General features: G+C 44.7%; 19 protein-coding genes. 13 read left to right on the forward strand and 6 right to left on the reverse strand.

Features of this window, described 5'->3' with window-relative positions; genetic code table 11:
* Positions 1–75 precede the first annotated feature (75 nt).
* On the forward strand, positions 76–1,416 hold the full coding sequence (gene spoIVB / locus AC58PV_RS08190; protein WP_497431766.1) for a SpoIVB peptidase: 1,341 nt from the start codon (positions 76–78) through the stop codon (positions 1,414–1,416).
* Between the two features lie 234 nt (positions 1,417–1,650).
* Positions 1,651–2,448, forward strand: a complete 798-nt coding sequence (gene spo0A / locus AC58PV_RS08195) for a sporulation transcription factor Spo0A (protein ID WP_497431767.1) — start codon at positions 1,651–1,653, stop codon at positions 2,446–2,448.
* A 151-nt stretch (positions 2,449–2,599) separates the two neighbouring features.
* Here the strand turns inward: spo0A and AC58PV_RS08200 are convergent, their stop codons facing one another.
* The gene (locus AC58PV_RS08200; RefSeq protein ID WP_082595420.1) at positions 2,600–2,692 is read right to left on the reverse strand and encodes a YjcZ family sporulation protein; all 93 of its coding nucleotides are present in this window, start codon (positions 2,690–2,692) and stop codon (positions 2,600–2,602) included.
* Positions 2,693–2,937: 245 nt separating this feature from the next.
* On the opposite strand from AC58PV_RS08200, the gene AC58PV_RS08205 reads away from it, so the two are divergent.
* The 3 genes from AC58PV_RS08205 (at position 2,938) to AC58PV_RS08215 (ending at position 4,826) form a co-directional block, all read left to right on the forward strand.
* Entirely contained in the window at positions 2,938–4,038 is a 1,101-nt protein-coding gene (locus AC58PV_RS08205) for an MBL fold metallo-hydrolase (protein WP_497431768.1), read from the forward strand.
* A 90-nt stretch (positions 4,039–4,128) separates the two neighbouring features.
* Positions 4,129–4,554 (forward strand): hypothetical protein, encoded by a 426-nt coding sequence (locus AC58PV_RS08210; RefSeq protein WP_497431769.1) that lies wholly within the window; start codon positions 4,129–4,131, stop codon positions 4,552–4,554.
* Positions 4,555–4,595: 41 nt separating this feature from the next.
* Positions 4,596–4,826: a hypothetical protein gene (locus AC58PV_RS08215; RefSeq protein ID WP_497431770.1), complete on the forward strand. Its 231-nt coding sequence runs from the start codon at positions 4,596–4,598 to the stop codon at positions 4,824–4,826.
* 56 nt (positions 4,827–4,882) lie between these two features.
* On the opposite strand, the gene AC58PV_RS08220 is transcribed toward AC58PV_RS08215, so the two are convergent.
* Entirely contained in the window at positions 4,883–5,149 is a 267-nt protein-coding gene (locus AC58PV_RS08220; RefSeq protein WP_068661976.1) for a hypothetical protein, read from the reverse strand.
* A gap of 144 nt (positions 5,150–5,293) precedes the next feature.
* Between AC58PV_RS08220 and AC58PV_RS08225 the strand changes: the two genes are divergently transcribed.
* Positions 5,294–5,551 carry a hypothetical protein gene (locus AC58PV_RS08225; RefSeq protein WP_497431771.1) on the forward strand — a complete coding sequence of 86 codons (258 nt, stop codon included), beginning with the start codon at positions 5,294–5,296 and terminating at the stop codon, positions 5,549–5,551.
* On the opposite strand, the gene brfA is transcribed toward AC58PV_RS08225, so the two are convergent.
* Positions 5,500–5,757, reverse strand: coding sequence for a ribosome rescue factor BrfA (gene brfA, locus AC58PV_RS08230; protein WP_497431772.1), 258 nt, complete (start codon positions 5,755–5,757; stop codon positions 5,500–5,502). The two genes, AC58PV_RS08225 and brfA, sit on opposite strands and share 52 nt — an antisense overlap.
* A gap of 105 nt (positions 5,758–5,862) precedes the next feature.
* Between brfA and AC58PV_RS08235 the strand changes: the two genes are divergently transcribed.
* Positions 5,863–6,042 (forward strand): hypothetical protein, encoded by a 180-nt coding sequence (locus tag AC58PV_RS08235; protein WP_497431773.1) that lies wholly within the window; start codon positions 5,863–5,865, stop codon positions 6,040–6,042.
* 60 nt (positions 6,043–6,102) lie between these two features.
* On the opposite strand, the gene AC58PV_RS08240 is transcribed toward AC58PV_RS08235, so the two are convergent.
* Complete coding sequence (locus tag AC58PV_RS08240) at positions 6,103–6,288, reverse strand: hypothetical protein (protein WP_497431774.1); 186 nt, start codon at positions 6,286–6,288, stop codon at positions 6,103–6,105.
* Between the two features lie 134 nt (positions 6,289–6,422).
* Between AC58PV_RS08240 and steA the strand changes: the two genes are divergently transcribed.
* On the forward strand, positions 6,423–7,580 hold the full coding sequence (gene steA / locus AC58PV_RS08245) for a putative cytokinetic ring protein SteA (protein ID WP_497431775.1): 1,158 nt from the start codon (positions 6,423–6,425) through the stop codon (positions 7,578–7,580).
* A gap of 38 nt (positions 7,581–7,618) precedes the next feature.
* Here steA and AC58PV_RS08250 read toward each other — a convergent pair whose 3' ends face one another.
* A complete protein-coding gene (locus AC58PV_RS08250) occupies positions 7,619–7,882 on the reverse strand; it encodes a DUF2627 domain-containing protein (protein WP_068661972.1) in 264 nt (87 codons plus the stop codon).
* 175 nt (positions 7,883–8,057) lie between these two features.
* Between AC58PV_RS08250 and lpdA the strand changes: the two genes are divergently transcribed.
* The 4 genes from lpdA (at position 8,058) to AC58PV_RS08270 (ending at position 12,966) form a co-directional block, all read left to right on the forward strand.
* Entirely contained in the window at positions 8,058–9,482 is a 1,425-nt protein-coding gene (gene lpdA, locus AC58PV_RS08255; RefSeq protein WP_497431776.1) for a dihydrolipoyl dehydrogenase, read from the forward strand.
* Positions 9,483–9,591: 109 nt separating this feature from the next.
* Entirely contained in the window at positions 9,592–10,602 is a 1,011-nt protein-coding gene (locus tag AC58PV_RS08260) for a thiamine pyrophosphate-dependent dehydrogenase E1 component subunit alpha (RefSeq protein WP_497431777.1), read from the forward strand.
* A gap of 2 nt (positions 10,603–10,604) precedes the next feature.
* A complete protein-coding gene (locus AC58PV_RS08265) occupies positions 10,605–11,585 on the forward strand; it encodes an alpha-ketoacid dehydrogenase subunit beta (protein ID WP_068661969.1) in 981 nt (326 codons plus the stop codon).
* A gap of 52 nt (positions 11,586–11,637) precedes the next feature.
* Complete coding sequence (locus AC58PV_RS08270; RefSeq protein ID WP_497431778.1) at positions 11,638–12,966, forward strand: dihydrolipoamide acetyltransferase family protein; 1,329 nt, start codon at positions 11,638–11,640, stop codon at positions 12,964–12,966.
* Positions 12,967–12,970: 4 nt separating this feature from the next.
* Here the strand turns inward: AC58PV_RS08270 and prli42 are convergent, their stop codons facing one another.
* Entirely contained in the window at positions 12,971–13,075 is a 105-nt protein-coding gene (gene prli42, locus AC58PV_RS08275) for a stressosome-associated protein Prli42 (protein WP_157256922.1), read from the reverse strand.
* A gap of 72 nt (positions 13,076–13,147) precedes the next feature.
* Here prli42 and AC58PV_RS08280 point away from each other — a divergent pair, with 72 nt between their 5' ends.
* A complete protein-coding gene (locus AC58PV_RS08280) occupies positions 13,148–14,278 on the forward strand; it encodes a M20/M25/M40 family metallo-hydrolase (protein WP_497431779.1) in 1,131 nt (376 codons plus the stop codon).
* Positions 14,279–14,315 lie beyond the last annotated feature (37 nt).

Raw genomic sequence — 14,315 nt, forward strand, 5'->3', positions numbered from 1 at the left:
GGGGTTAACTTATAGGTACGCAATTGACGAGGAGATTCGTCAGGGCTCAAGGAATTATGAAGGAGCGTGTTGATAGTGCAATCCAACAAAAGAAAAAGATTGTTCGGACTCTTGCTCGTCTTCTTCGTTTGCTTGGTCAGTATGTCCCCGCCTTTTCAGAGCTTCGCCTCCTTTCCACAAGAACTCCGCTTGTTTAGCGGCCAAGGGAAGCAGCTTCAGTTAACGATGCCGGTCAGTGCCCAGGTCACGGTCAAGGATACGGATATTGTGAAGGTAAATGGCAACGCCAAGCACTCATTTCAAGTTAATTTGAATGAACCTATCTCTCTGCAATCCGATCATTCTGGACAAACGGAAATGAAGCTCAAGCTGTTCGGAGCCATTCCAATCAAGACTGTCAAAGTGAATGTCGTACCTGATTTAAAAGTGATCCCAGGGGGCCAAACGATCGGTGTGAAAATTAAGTCCGCCGGTATTCTGGTCGTAGGTCACCATCTGGTGACTGTTGCCTCAGAGCAAAAAGTTTCACCTGGGGAAGAAGCGAAAATTCAAGTTGGCGATTTGATTACCAAAATTAATGGCAAGGATTCTAAGGATGTTAGCAAGGTCGCAGAATTGGTGGCGAAATCAGGCGAAAGTAAGAATCCTCTTGTTCTGCAAATTTTAAGAAACAATCAAGAACTTGTTGTGAAGCTGCAACCCGTGTATGACGTCGTAGATAAGTCTTATCGCCTGGGTCTGTACATTCGTGACTCCGCGGCAGGTGTAGGGACACTAACCTTCTATGCACCTGATCAAGGCGTCTACGGAGCTCTGGGACATGTCATAACAGATATGGATACCCAGACACCCATTATTGTAGGCGATGGTGACATTGTCTATTCCAATGTGACGTCGATATCCAAAAGCCATAATGGAGATCCTGGTGAAAAGCACGCAACGCTTTACAAGGACAGCAAGGTGATTGGAAATATTGAACGGAATACGGCTTTCGGCATTTTCGGGAAAATGTATGGAGCACCAGACCACAGCTTAGATAAAGAAGCTATTCCTGTTGCTTTTGCTGAAGAAGTGAAAGAAGGACCTGCCCAAATCTATACCGTGCTAGAAGGTCAGAAGGTTGAGAAGTTTGAAATCCAAGTGGTTCATGTATCCAAACAAGATGTACCGGGTACGAAAGGCATGGTTATCAAGATTACAGATCCCCGCTTGTTAGACAAAACGGGTGGCATTGTACAAGGTATGAGTGGTTCTCCCATTATTCAGAACGGTAAATTGATCGGAGCCGTCACGCACGTATTCGTGAATGATCCGACCAGCGGTTATGGTTGCTTTATCGAGTGGATGCTTCAGGACTCTGGCATTATCCTTCGGCCGACTTCAGGGAACACAGACAAAGAACTAAAGGTGAGTTAATTGCCTTTCGTTCTTTGTTTCATTTTAATCTCATTTTATGGAAAAATAGCGAGTTTAGTGTCTATATGTCGAAAAATGTTGGATATCGAAGATAAATATTTTATTATATAAGAAAGTCATACAAAAGAAAAGAAAAATAATATTCGACAGAAGGATTTTAAAAAGAGCTGTCGAATAGCTTTACATAAGAGAGATAAATACTAACTTGTTTAGAAGCTAAAGGAGGAAATTCAGTTGCAAAAAATTCAGGTATTACTTGCAGACGATAACCGAGAATTCACCCATTTATTATCAGAGTTCATAGGTGAGCAAGAGGATATGGAAATTATGGGTGTTGCCTACAATGGTAACGAGGTTCTTCGTTTTCTAGAGCAACAGCGAGAGCTGCCCGATGTTCTCATTCTAGATATCATTATGCCTCATCTGGATGGACTAGGTGTTCTGGAAAAAATGCGAGAAATGAATCTTCCTTCTCAGCCCAAAATTATTATGCTGACGGCATTCGGACAAGAAAACATTACACAGAAAGCCGTGCAACTTGGCGCTTCTTATTACATTTTAAAACCATTTGATATGGAAACCCTTACGAACCGTATTCGTCAGCTTGCAGGTAATCCTACAACAACGACTACGACTTCCTCAACGCCACGTGCGAATGTCGTACATATGCCGAAAGGTAAGAATTTGGATGCCAATATTACGAGCATTATTCATGAAATTGGCGTACCTGCGCATATTAAAGGGTATCAATATTTACGTGAAGCCATTACGATGGTCTACAATAATATTGAAATTCTAGGAGCGATCACCAAGACGCTTTACCCAGCTATTGCTGAAAAATACAAAACGACGCCAAGCCGCGTCGAACGTGCGATCCGTCACGCGATTGAAGTCGCTTGGACGCGCGGCAACATCGACAGCATTTCCTTTATTTTCGGCTATACGATTAATATTTCGAAATCTAAGCCAACTAACTCCGAATTCATTGCGATGGTGGCGGATAAGCTCAGAATCGAACATAAAGTTTCTTGAGACAGTTAGGAGCTTTATAAAAATATATCGTTAAGATTAAGGACGCTCTTATGGGGCGTTCTTTTTCGTTTTATATTATTTTGCATGACGGAGATGAGAAGCAGAAAAACTACCTAGACAATCTAGGTAGTCCTTCTGTATTAGTTTTGCATTACCAAACAAATGCGCTAGTGATAATAACCAACAAGATGAAAAGTACCAAAACAGCTGCAGCAGAAGTACCATACCCAGTTCCACAACTCATTCGAATCAACCTCCAATGGATATTTGGTTTGTGTTTCGAGATAGCTTATGACTTTTTCAGCGGAATGTTTGGGCGAACCGACTGATTGTGCTCCTGTCCCTGTCCCCTGAAATAAATATGAGGTTGGGGAGCATGCGATATGAAAAATGGAACCAAAGGTAAAGTTGTTACGTTATTACATCCTAGCTTATTCGTTAGTACAGGAGAAACGTGTAAGCGGAATTAGAAGCATGGAGGCAATGCGAATGTTAGTGGCGCTAGTGATTATTGTAATTTTGATAGGTGTGTATGTCCTCTTTATGAACATGTATCCAGTATTCGGTCGCAAACCATCCGAAGTTGATATTCGAAGGTTTAGCAAATCTCCCCAATATGCGCATAACAAGTTCGAAAATCCAGTCCCAGCCATGATGAACATGAATTTCGGCACGACGCTAGGGATTTTGCGCGATATGATCAAGGGAAGCCCCTACCGGCGGCCTAAGGCCCCTTTACCCATGGAGAAGCCTCAGTTTAACGTGAATGGGGATACGACTGTTACATGGTTCGGTCACTCAGCTAGCTTGATTACTATCGATGGGAAAGCTTTACTTCTCGATCCGATGTTCGGAAGAACGCCTTCCCCATTTCCATGGGTAGGTAAAAACAGATACAGCGGTGGAATTCCATTTGAGATTGCAGAGCTGCCGCAGATTGATGCAGTTATTATATCGCATGATCATTATGACCATTTGGACTATGGTTCGATTATGAAAATCAAACATAAAGTGAAACGGTTTATTGTTCCGCTAGGCGTAGGCGCTCATTTAATCCGCTGGGGAGTTCCAGCAGCTACGATTGAGGAGCATGATTGGTGGGAGGACGTATCATTCGAAGGTCTTGAGCTGGCATGTACACCAGCTAATCATTTCTCTGGACGTAGTACGAATGATCGCGGGGCAACCTTATGGTGTTCTTGGGTCATTAAAGGAAAGAACGATAGCCTATTTTTCAGTGGCGACAGTGGGTACACACCTCATTTTAAGGAAATTGGCGATAAATACGGACCCTTCGATCTGACCTTGATGGAATGCGGGCAATATGATGAACGTTGGGCGGATATTCACTTAATGCCGGAAGAAACGGTTCAAGCACATTTGGATGTGAGAGGAAAGGTGATGCTTCCGATCCACTGGGGTGCCTTTACATTAGCTATTCATGACTGGAATGATCCAGTGACACGTGCCGCGAAAGCCGCGGATGCCAAAGGAGTTAAGATTGTCACGCCACTGATCGGACAGACCCTTATCTTAAAGAATTCCGAAGTGCAATCCAATCCCAATGCGAATTGGTGGGCATTGTCATAGTTCTAACTGAACTAGCTAGTAGCCAATTGACATGGTATTATGGTTAAGTTGAGAGAATAGTCAGATGTGAGCAGGAGAGAAGAAGAGTCTATGTCGGAAGAAAAAAGTGTACGTAAATTTCATTTCCTAGCCGTTGTGCTGGGAATAGCTATTGATAATATCGGGACGATGTTGTCGTCAGGGGTTATTGGTAGTCTATATTTTGCTAATACCCCGTTGGAAGATCAAGATATCAATGCGATTTATTCAAATGGGGGTCTATTGCTATTTTTTCTGATCGTTGGTTTATTTTGGACGTTCCTCGGTAGTTACTTCACCGCGAAGGTTGCCAAGCGAGGAGAACTATTCAATGCAGCGATCATTGGGGTCATAGGCGCAGGGATTGGATTTGACTCAATTTTAACGCAAGATATCATCCCTCTATGGTATGAACTGATAGGATTAGTAGCAATCGTACCGGTATCGCTTCTAGGCGGATATTTGGCATTGAAGAGGAAAAAGACATCGCAATCCTAATAGCGTGATGCTACAGAGAATTGTGCTTAGGAGGTGGGCGTATGCCTAAGTTTGCGAATGAGAGTGAGGAAGCGTCTGAATTTCTACGCAAACAAACAGGTAGCAGTCAGTTGGTATGCTACACCTATATTGATGCAGAGCATAGCGAGGATAGTTTTTTCATTGTGAAAACCAGCAATAAGGTCATTCATGTTTCCTTTGCGGAGATCACCTATGATCCGAGAAATTACCAGAGCTTGCTAGAAGGTCTCTACCGAGTTCTCTACGAATAAGTGTGTATTAAACAAGAAACCCCTTAGCCGATGTGGCTAAGGGGTTTTCTACGTGATTACTTAATGAACGTCAAAGCTTGATCAGCGATGGAGTACTTATAACGATCAAGACAATTGCATAGGTAATCTTTGCGGCAAATTGGGCAAGGCTCTTTCATTAAACGGTTGAGATCCGTTACGCGGCCGATGCCAGTTTCAGCATCTCTTTCAAAGAATAGACGGCATTTGTTACGGTCTTTCAAAGAAACGACAACCTCGAAAAGTCCGTTCTTTTTATTATCACTCACTATTGTTGCATCAACTACCTGCGGATCGTAGGCCATATGTATTTCCTCCTAAGAGTTTGCTCAGCTAGACATTCTACATCGCAAATTCATAAATTAACATGCTTTTCTCTTTGTTTGCTCAGTTGCATTAGTATATTATATAAATAAAAAAGATTTTATTCAATAGGAGGTCATCTAGACGTGATCATGGACTATTGTGAACAGGAAATTTCGGAAGGTCAGACCTACATTCATATCGGTTTACAGTTCGAGGATGAGCCTGATTCTTTATACGTGGCAGCGCTTGAAGTTGATGAACAAGGTGTCGTTAAACACTGGCAATTATTCTTCAATGGGTTCGATTGCAAATATCAGTTTCGACCGTCAGAGAAAGAAGAAATGATTCATTATGCGGCTCTACAAGGGATTACAATTCGAGAAGTAGGCGGCCAAGAATAACAAAAGGAATTATCCCCATATTCAACAGTATGGTTCAAATTCCTTGATTTGTGTTTATTCTGTTGTTTGTTTTGAAGCTCTGCTCGTGTTGGTGTGGTTCTGGTTACGGGGTTCGTACCGTGCCAGTGCAACCGCTGCATCACAGGGTCCAGCTTTCCTTCACGTATTTGGCGTTGACGCAATTTCTGCGCATGGGATCGAGACATGGCAATTCCCCTTTTCTAGATGAAGTATGTTCATAGTTCTATTGTAACAGATGATGCAGAAGAGGCAATGGAAAGTTTAGTTGATAATGAAAAAGGGTGAACAAGATGCGTATTCAAATTCAGTTAGCGATAGATGGTGAAACGAAGAAAACCGACGTTCTCGAAATTGCTGAGCATAAGCTTGGTGAAATGACGGACGATGAGATCGAGCAAGCAATTGAAGTGAAAATCCGAACATGGGTTGATCGGATGGTTCAAGTGGAATGGGAAGTTCTTGAGGAGTAAGTATAAAACGGCTCCGTAAGGATCAACCTCACGGAGCATCAGAATACAACCTATGTATGATTAGTGAACAATGGTGTCTACTCCAGTCTTCTGTAATGCATGTTCCCAGCTTGGGTAGTAATACAAGGCGTTTTTCATAAGATCAGGATGCAGCTTCTTCACGTTTTTTTTGGCTAGCGATTCTCCTGTGCTGTGAAGCTGTACAATTTGGCCTAACACTTCGTCTGCGCTCATGTTTAGCTCCATAGATGTCCCTCTCCTTCCCTACGAATATAAACCAATGCTTGCCATCCCAAGCTTAAAATATACATAGAATTTTGTGGGTTCGGGTAAATTAGATAGGCCATGAGACTTACGTTAGGAAAGCTAGGTGTCTAACCATGAATTGGTCATCTTTATCTTTATTTACTGCGAAACCTAATCTAGTGTGCAAAGGGAAAATAGCTAAAATAGCTCCTTCCGTTGAAATAAATGAGAAGCTTTCGAGTGCTCGAATTCTCGTGTTGTCGCAGAGTGATATCGAGGAAGAACAAGCGCAAGATCTGTTGAATCGCAGAGTGAAAGCGATCGTACATTGTGGGCAAGTCATGAGCGGCAGGTTTCCGACGGAAGGTCCATTATTACTTCTACAGCAACATATCCCTATTATGGAAGTGGATGCAGCTCATGCTGATATCTTTCTGAACGAATCCGAAATACTGATTTATCAAGATAGGATTCATGTAGGCGGTCAATCTATCCCGTTCAAACCGTTTACGCGAGAAGATTGGCTGCTTGCCCAACGGATGGCGAATGACCATGCCAATGAGCGGTGGGAGCCTTTTATTGAAGGTACGTTGGCATTTGCTATGCGCGAGAAGCAAGCAGTTCGAGAGTCTTTGCCTAACTTGCCGCTGCGTACGCTATTCACGGGTCGACATATCTTAATCGTCTCTGATGGAAAAGGGTATAAGAAGGATTTGCAAGCTGCTAGTGGTTTTATCACGGCGTTTAAGCCGGTATTACTTGGGGTAGGTGCAGGTGCAGATGCACTGTTGTTAGGCGGTTATCATCCGGATGTTATTGTGAGTGATGCAGCTCAAATTTCGAATCGCATGTGGAACAGTGGTGCCGAAATTATTGTCCACACCTACCCCGATCCACTGGGAGTTGGTGACAAGGAGTCGTCTGCTAGCTTTAGCAGCCCTCATCATTACTTACCTTGTATTGGAAACAGTGAGGATGCCGCGTTATTGTTAGCCTATGAAAAGGGGGGCGAATGGCTGGTTACGGTGGGTGTACGATCGTATATGAGTGATTTTGTGACCAAAGGGTTAGCTAATATGGGCAGTGCTTTGCTAGTTCGAATGAAAATCGGTGCTCGCCTCGTTGATATCAAATGCTTACAAGCGCTAACTCAGCAACCGGCGAATTGGCGAAGAGAAGCGCTCTCCACGATCGGTCTATCCTGTGTTTTTATTGGGTTAAGTCTGTTCCAGCTGCACTGGATCCTTAAACGAGCGAGTCATGTTGTATGGAAGCTTGTTGGTGTTGAATGAAAGGTGTTCAAAATAAAAGACCGGACACATTGTCCGGTCTATTTGTTGCGTTTGGGTTTGAATCGTGGGGCCAAATAATTCCGTTTGCGATCCCGAAAGAACGTCCATCCGCCAATAAAAGCGACCCCGATCAGGAATAGGACTAAGCCCAAAAAGAATTTTCCCCATAACATACCGCTATTCGCAACTGTATCAAACTGAGCAAAGAAGGCATCTTTCATGGCTAGAAAACCATAAGTTGCAGTTACACCAGGAATAACGAGAAGGAGAATAGCAACAAAACGATAAAAGGGTGCTTTCATAGTAATTAGTAACTCCTCATAAGACATGAAACATGTTTTCTACCATCATAACCCGAAACCGCTAGCGTGTCTAATTCAGAAATAAGACTATGACTTCGATCCCAAAAAAGGGTAATATAAGAGAGACGCACATATACATATAACAAGGAAATGTTTCATAGGAGGCTAATCATACATGAGTGAACATAGATATGATGTAGTAGTTTTAGGTGGAGGAATTGGCGGTTATACAGCTGCAATTCGAGCTGCTCAACTTGGGAAGACAGTGGCAATTGTTGAACGTGACAAAATGGGGGGGACCTGCTTGCATCAGGGGTGTATCCCGAGTAAAGCCTTGCTTAGGAGTGCGGAAGTGTATGCCGCGATGAAGCATAGTGAGGATTATGGCATCACGGCGCAAGAGGTCTCGTTGAATTTTGATGGAGTTCTAGGTCGCAAGCAACGAATTGTCGATCAACTGCATCAAGGACTTCAATTTCTGATGAAAAAGAATAAAATTACCATTCACCACGGAAATGGCCGGATTATTGGACCTTCCATTTTCTCACCACGCAGCGGTGCTGTTTCGGTTGAGAAGGAGGATGGCGATATTGAAACGCTTCTATCGAGTAATTTAATTATTGCAACGGGCTCTAGACCACGCAGTTTGCCAGGTTTGGAGATTGACGGAACCCACATTATCACGAGCGAAGATGCTTTACGGATGGAGAACTTGCCGAAATCGATCATCATCGTTGGCGGCGGTGTCATCGGGGTTGAATGGGCTTCGATGTTAAATGATTTTGGTGTAGAGGTAACGATTGTAGAAGTCGATAAACGATTAGTTAACCTAGAAGACGAAGATGTGTCGAAAGAGTTAGAGCGTTTATTCAAGAAACGTGGGATTAAATTAGAAACGGGCACGAAGTTGATTAAGGATTCAGTGAAAGTGGCAGATGGCAAGGTGACAATGCAAGTGGACAAGCAGGGGGAGCTGCATGAACTTTCTGCTGAACGCGTGTTAGTCTCGGTTGGTCGCGTGGCGAATGTCGAAGCGATGGGTTTAGAGAATACCGATGTCAAAATTGATAAAGGCGTCATACGTGTGAATCGCTATATGCAGACAACAGAATCTCATATCTATGCAGTTGGTGATGTCATCGGCGGACTGATGCTGGCGCATATGGCAGGCCATGAGGGAATTCTGGCAGCGGAACATATTGCCGGACATCAGCCCGATGAACTTCAGACACACCTCGTTTCCAAATGTACCTACACAAGACCTGAGATTGCGAGTGTTGGTTGGACCCAGCAGCAGGCGATTGACCAAGGTCGACAAGTGAAAGTTGGCAAATTTAGTTTCAAGGGAATAGGGAAAGCTCTAGTTTATGGAGATTCGGATGGCTTTGTGAAAGTCATTGCAGATAAAGCGACGAATGACATTCTCGGGGTTCACATGATTGGCCCTCAAGTAACTAACAGCATTACTGAAGCCGCGCTAGCCCAGGTGTTGAATGCAACCCCTTGGGAAGTAGGACAAACCATTCATCCTCATCCAACTCTTTCGGAAGCCTTGGGGGAAGCGATGCTTGCTGTGGATGGCATTGCAATTAGCGGATAAAAATTGTAATCATAAACGTTTGCGTTTATAATATGCTTATAGAGTCAAGTACTAGGACCAGGTATTAAGTTTTTAGTAGCCATTACATCTCACTAAGGAGGCAAACTCCATGTCCATTGGTCAGCTATATAAGCACAGAAGTTTAGGATTATCCGATGATGATGCCGTACGTATGTATACGGTTATGAGCCTTGCAACGAAATTCGATGAGAGAGCATTCATGCTGCAACGCGCAGGTAAAATTCCGTTTCACGTATCAGGCATGGGACAATATGCCGGACAAGTTGGTATGGCGTTCGCGATGCAGAGTCAGAAGGACTATTTCTTGCCATATTACCGTGATTATGCTTTCGTATTATCAGTTGGAATGACAGTGAAGGATCTCATGCTCGCTATTTTCTGTAAAGCGGAAGATGTGAATAGCGGAGGCAGACAGATGGCAGGTCACTTCGGTGATCGTAAAAATCATATCGTAACGGCATCCTCCCCGGTTACAACGCAAGTTCCGCACGCAGCGGGGATTGCTTTGGCGGCTAAGATGAAGAAACAAGATTTCGTTACCTTCGTTTCCTTCGGTGAAGGCTCCAGTAACCAAGGCGACTTCCATGAGGGTTGCAATTTTGCGGGTGTACATAAACTTCCGGTTATCTTTGTTTGTGAAAATAATCAGTATGCGATTTCGGTCCCTATTCATAAGCAGGTGGCAGGCAAAATCGCAGATCGTGCCATAGGCTATGGTTTCCCTGGTGTTCAAGTTGATGGCACCGATGTCTTGGAAATGTATCGCGTAACGAAAGAAGCAAGAGAAAGAGCTCTTCGTGGGGAAGGTCCAACTTTGATCGAAATGATGTGCTATCGCATTATGCCGCACTCCACGTCCGATGACGATATGTTGTACCGTACGAAGGAAGAAGTTGAAGAGAATCGCAAGAAGGATGGCATTTTGAAATTCAAGGAGTATCTCATTGCTTGTGAACTGTGGAGCGAAGAGCAAGACCTTGCGCTTCAAGAACGCCAAAAGCAAGAAGTCAATGAAGCAACGAAGTATGCTGATCTTGCCCCTTATCCGAAGCCGGAAGATACGCTTCTTCATGTTTACGCGGAAGGAGATGGCAAATAGAGATGGCTGTTATAACATATTTGGAAGCAATCCGTTCTGCGATGCAGGAGGAAATGCAACAGGACGATAACGTATTCGTCCTAGGTGAGGACGTAGGGAAAGGCGGCGTTCTTAACACGACCAAAGGACTTCGCGATCTCTTTGGCGAAGAACGCGTCATGGATACGCCACTTGCAGAATCGGCGATCGTTGGTGTGGCCATCGGCGCAGCGATGTACGGGATGAAGCCGATCGCTGAAATTCAATTTGCCGATTTTATTTTCCCGGCAACGAATCAAATCTTAAGCGAAGCGGCGAAAATTCGCTATCGTTCGAACAATGACTGGAGCTGCCCAATCGTTATTCGCGCTCCTTATGGTGCAACTGGCGCGGGTGCCCTGTACCATTCACAATGTCCAGAATCGGTGTTCTTCGGCACGCCAGGACTCAAAATCGTCGCACCATCGAATCCTTATGATGCGAAGGGCCTGCTTAAAGCAGCGATCCGCGATGGCGATCCTGTGCTGTATTTTGAACATAAGAAATGTTACTTAGCCTTATCAGCCGACGTCCCAGAAGAAGACTATATCGTACCGATTGGCCAAGCTGATGTGAAGCGACAAGGTACGGATATTACGGTCATCGCCTATGGTATGGTTGTTAATTATGTGCTTCAAGCTGCTGAGGAGCTGGCTAAGGAGGGAATCTCGGCTCATGTCCTAGACTTACGTACCTTGCAGCCACTCGATCGCAATGCCATCCTAGAAGCCGCTAGAAAAACAGGTAAAGTGCTCATCACTCATGAGGATAACAAAACAGGTGGTGTCGGCGCAGAGGTATCTGCGATTATCGCGGAAGAACTGCTATTTGAGCTAGACGCGCCAATCGCAAGATTATGCGGTCCTGATGTACCAGCCGTTGCTAGTAATCCTCCGATGGAGAAGTTTTTCCTTCTCAATGCGGATAAGTTGAAGGATGCTATGCGTCAGCTTGCTTTATTCTAGATAGGACCCTGTTCTTATTCGTTGATCTTTTCCGAAATTAGGAGGTACTCGTATGAACCAAACCGGCCGCCTCACCGAGGTAACTGTTCCGCATTTGGCGGAAAGTCTCGTTTCGGCTACAATCGGCAAATGGCTTAAGAAGCCAGGCGATTATATTGAACAATATGACGTTCTTTGTGAGCTATTCACGGAGAAAGTAAATACAGAAATGCCTAGTCCCATTGAAGGCAAACTCATTAAAATTATTGTCGGTGATGGTGAAACGGCGGCAGTTGGCGAAGCGATCTGTGTCATTGAGGAGCCTGCTGGCTCCTCAGCGACGTCTTCGGCAGCGCCTAACGCTGTCACAGACACAGCTGTTGCTTCCGAAGACGCGGATCAAAGCATGCGTGGCCGCTTCTCGCCAGCCGTCCACAGACTTGCCCAAGATAACCGTGTCGATTTGTCACGAGTTGCAGGGACCGGCCTTGGCGGACGTATAACACGTAAGGATGTAGAGACCTACATTGCTTCAGGCGGGGCTAGTACGGCACCTGTGGCTGTTCAGGCTGTGCCAGCAGCAACTCTTGCACCTGTTGCTCCAGAAGAACCAGCAAGTCAGCCTGTTCGCAGCTCTGGGATTCATTTATCAGCAAGTCCACAAACGCCGCTGATCGAAGCTGAAGGTCATAATCAGGATGCTCGGAATGAGCATTTCATTGATGTAACGCCAATGCGTAATGCGATTGCTACGAAGATGCGTCAGAGCGTTACTGAAATTCCACACGCTTGGACTATGATTGAAGTGGATGTAACGAACTTAGTCGTCTTGCGTAACAAAGTAAAGGATGAGTTCATGCGCCGCGAGGGCATCAACTTAACGTATCTTGCATTTATGCTGAAAGCCGTTGTCAACGCGATCAAAGATTATCCGATTATTAATTCCGTGTGGGCTGTAGATAAAATTATCGTGAAACGCGATATTAATATTTCCTTGTCCGTGGGTACAGAAGATTCCGTTATGACGCCAGTGATCAAGAAAGCAGATCAGAAGAATATTGCAGGCCTCGCTAGGGAAATTGATGAGTTGACGAAGAAAACGCGTGCGGGGAAACTAGCACTCACGGATATGGTTGGCGGTACATTTACCGTTAATAATACAGGCTCCTTCGGTTCGATTCTGTCGTATCCAATCATTAACTACCCGCAAGCGGCGATTGTGACATTCGAATCGATCGTGAAGAAGCCTGTCGTGATTCAAGATATGATAGCGGTGCGTTCCATGGTTAACCTTTGTTTGTCGCTCGATCACAGGATTCTAGATGGTGTGATCTGTGGCAGGTTCCTACAACGAGTGAAAGAAAATCTTGAAAGCTACAACGCGGATACCAAAATTTACTAATGGATTATGATGTGAAAAATAATCCGGCTGTAAACAATAAACTGGATAACAGCATAACGAAGAGCATAATGTAAATAACGACTTTAAACCATTTCTTATTCTGTAGCAACGGGATTCACTCCTTTTCGTCCAAGCTTGTACCGTTTTATTGTAACTCAAAGTGTGTATCGGAGGAAAGTATATGATTAAGCAAGATCGCTTAGTTCAAGAATTCATTTCCCTCATTCAAGTGGATAGTGAAACTAGATTTGAGCAAGAAATCTGCGTAGTGCTCAAAGAGAAATTCGGGAAGTATGGCTTGCATGTCGTCGAGGATGCATCGATGTCTAAGAGCGGACACGGTGCTGGCAACTTGATCTGTACATTGGAAGCAACAGACAGCAATCCGGCGATTCCTACCATTTTCTTCACCTCGCATATGGACACAGTTGCCCCAGGGAATGGGATTAAACCACAAATTGGCGAAGATGGCTATATTCGTTCTGATGGAACTACGATTCTTGGCAGTGATGATAAAGCTGGAATTGCCGCTATGCTCGAAGGTATTCAAGTTCTGAAAGAACAGAACATACCGCATGGTCGTATCCAGTTCGTTATTACAGCTGGCGAAGAGAGCGGCTTGAAAGGTGCTCGCGCCATGGAGCGCAGCTCCATGGAAGCTCAGTATGGCTTCGCACTAGATTCCAACGGGAACCTTGGTGCGATTGCGACTGCTGCACCGGGACGTGCAGAAATTGAAATCATTTTCCATGGCAAAACCGCACATGCAGGCGTGAATCCCGAAGATGGCATCTCAGCCATTCAAGTGGCAAGTAAAGCAGTCTCCCGCATGTCATTGGGTAGGATCGATAATGAAACAACTGCGAACATTGGCAGCTTTTCGGGCGTAGGCCCATTGAACGTGGTATGCGATAAAGTGAAGATGGAAGCTGAAGCACGCAGTATTGTGCAGCACAAATTGGAAGCACAAATCGCTGCCATGAAACAGGCGTGCGAAGCCGCTGCGGCGGAAGCGGGCACGACCTGTGAATTTCATGCGGATATCGTGTATGCCTCCTATATGCATGACGATTCGGCACCGATTGTACAATTAACCTCTCGTGCGATGAACACGATTGGTTTAACTGCGAGTACCTTCCACTCAGGTGGCGGTAGTGATGCGAATGTTTTCAACGGGATGGGAATTCCCACTGTAAATTTGGCCGTTGGTTATTTAGACATCCATACGGTCAAAGAGCGCATTGCGATCCGTGACCTTGTCAAAACAGCTGAGCTCGTCGTGGCACTCGTGAAAGAAGCGGCTAAGGTTTAGGATTCCTTGCAAAATAAAAACCGATTCGTCCGCCAAC

Source organism: Paenibacillus sp. J22FR83 (genome assembly GCF_059691955.1).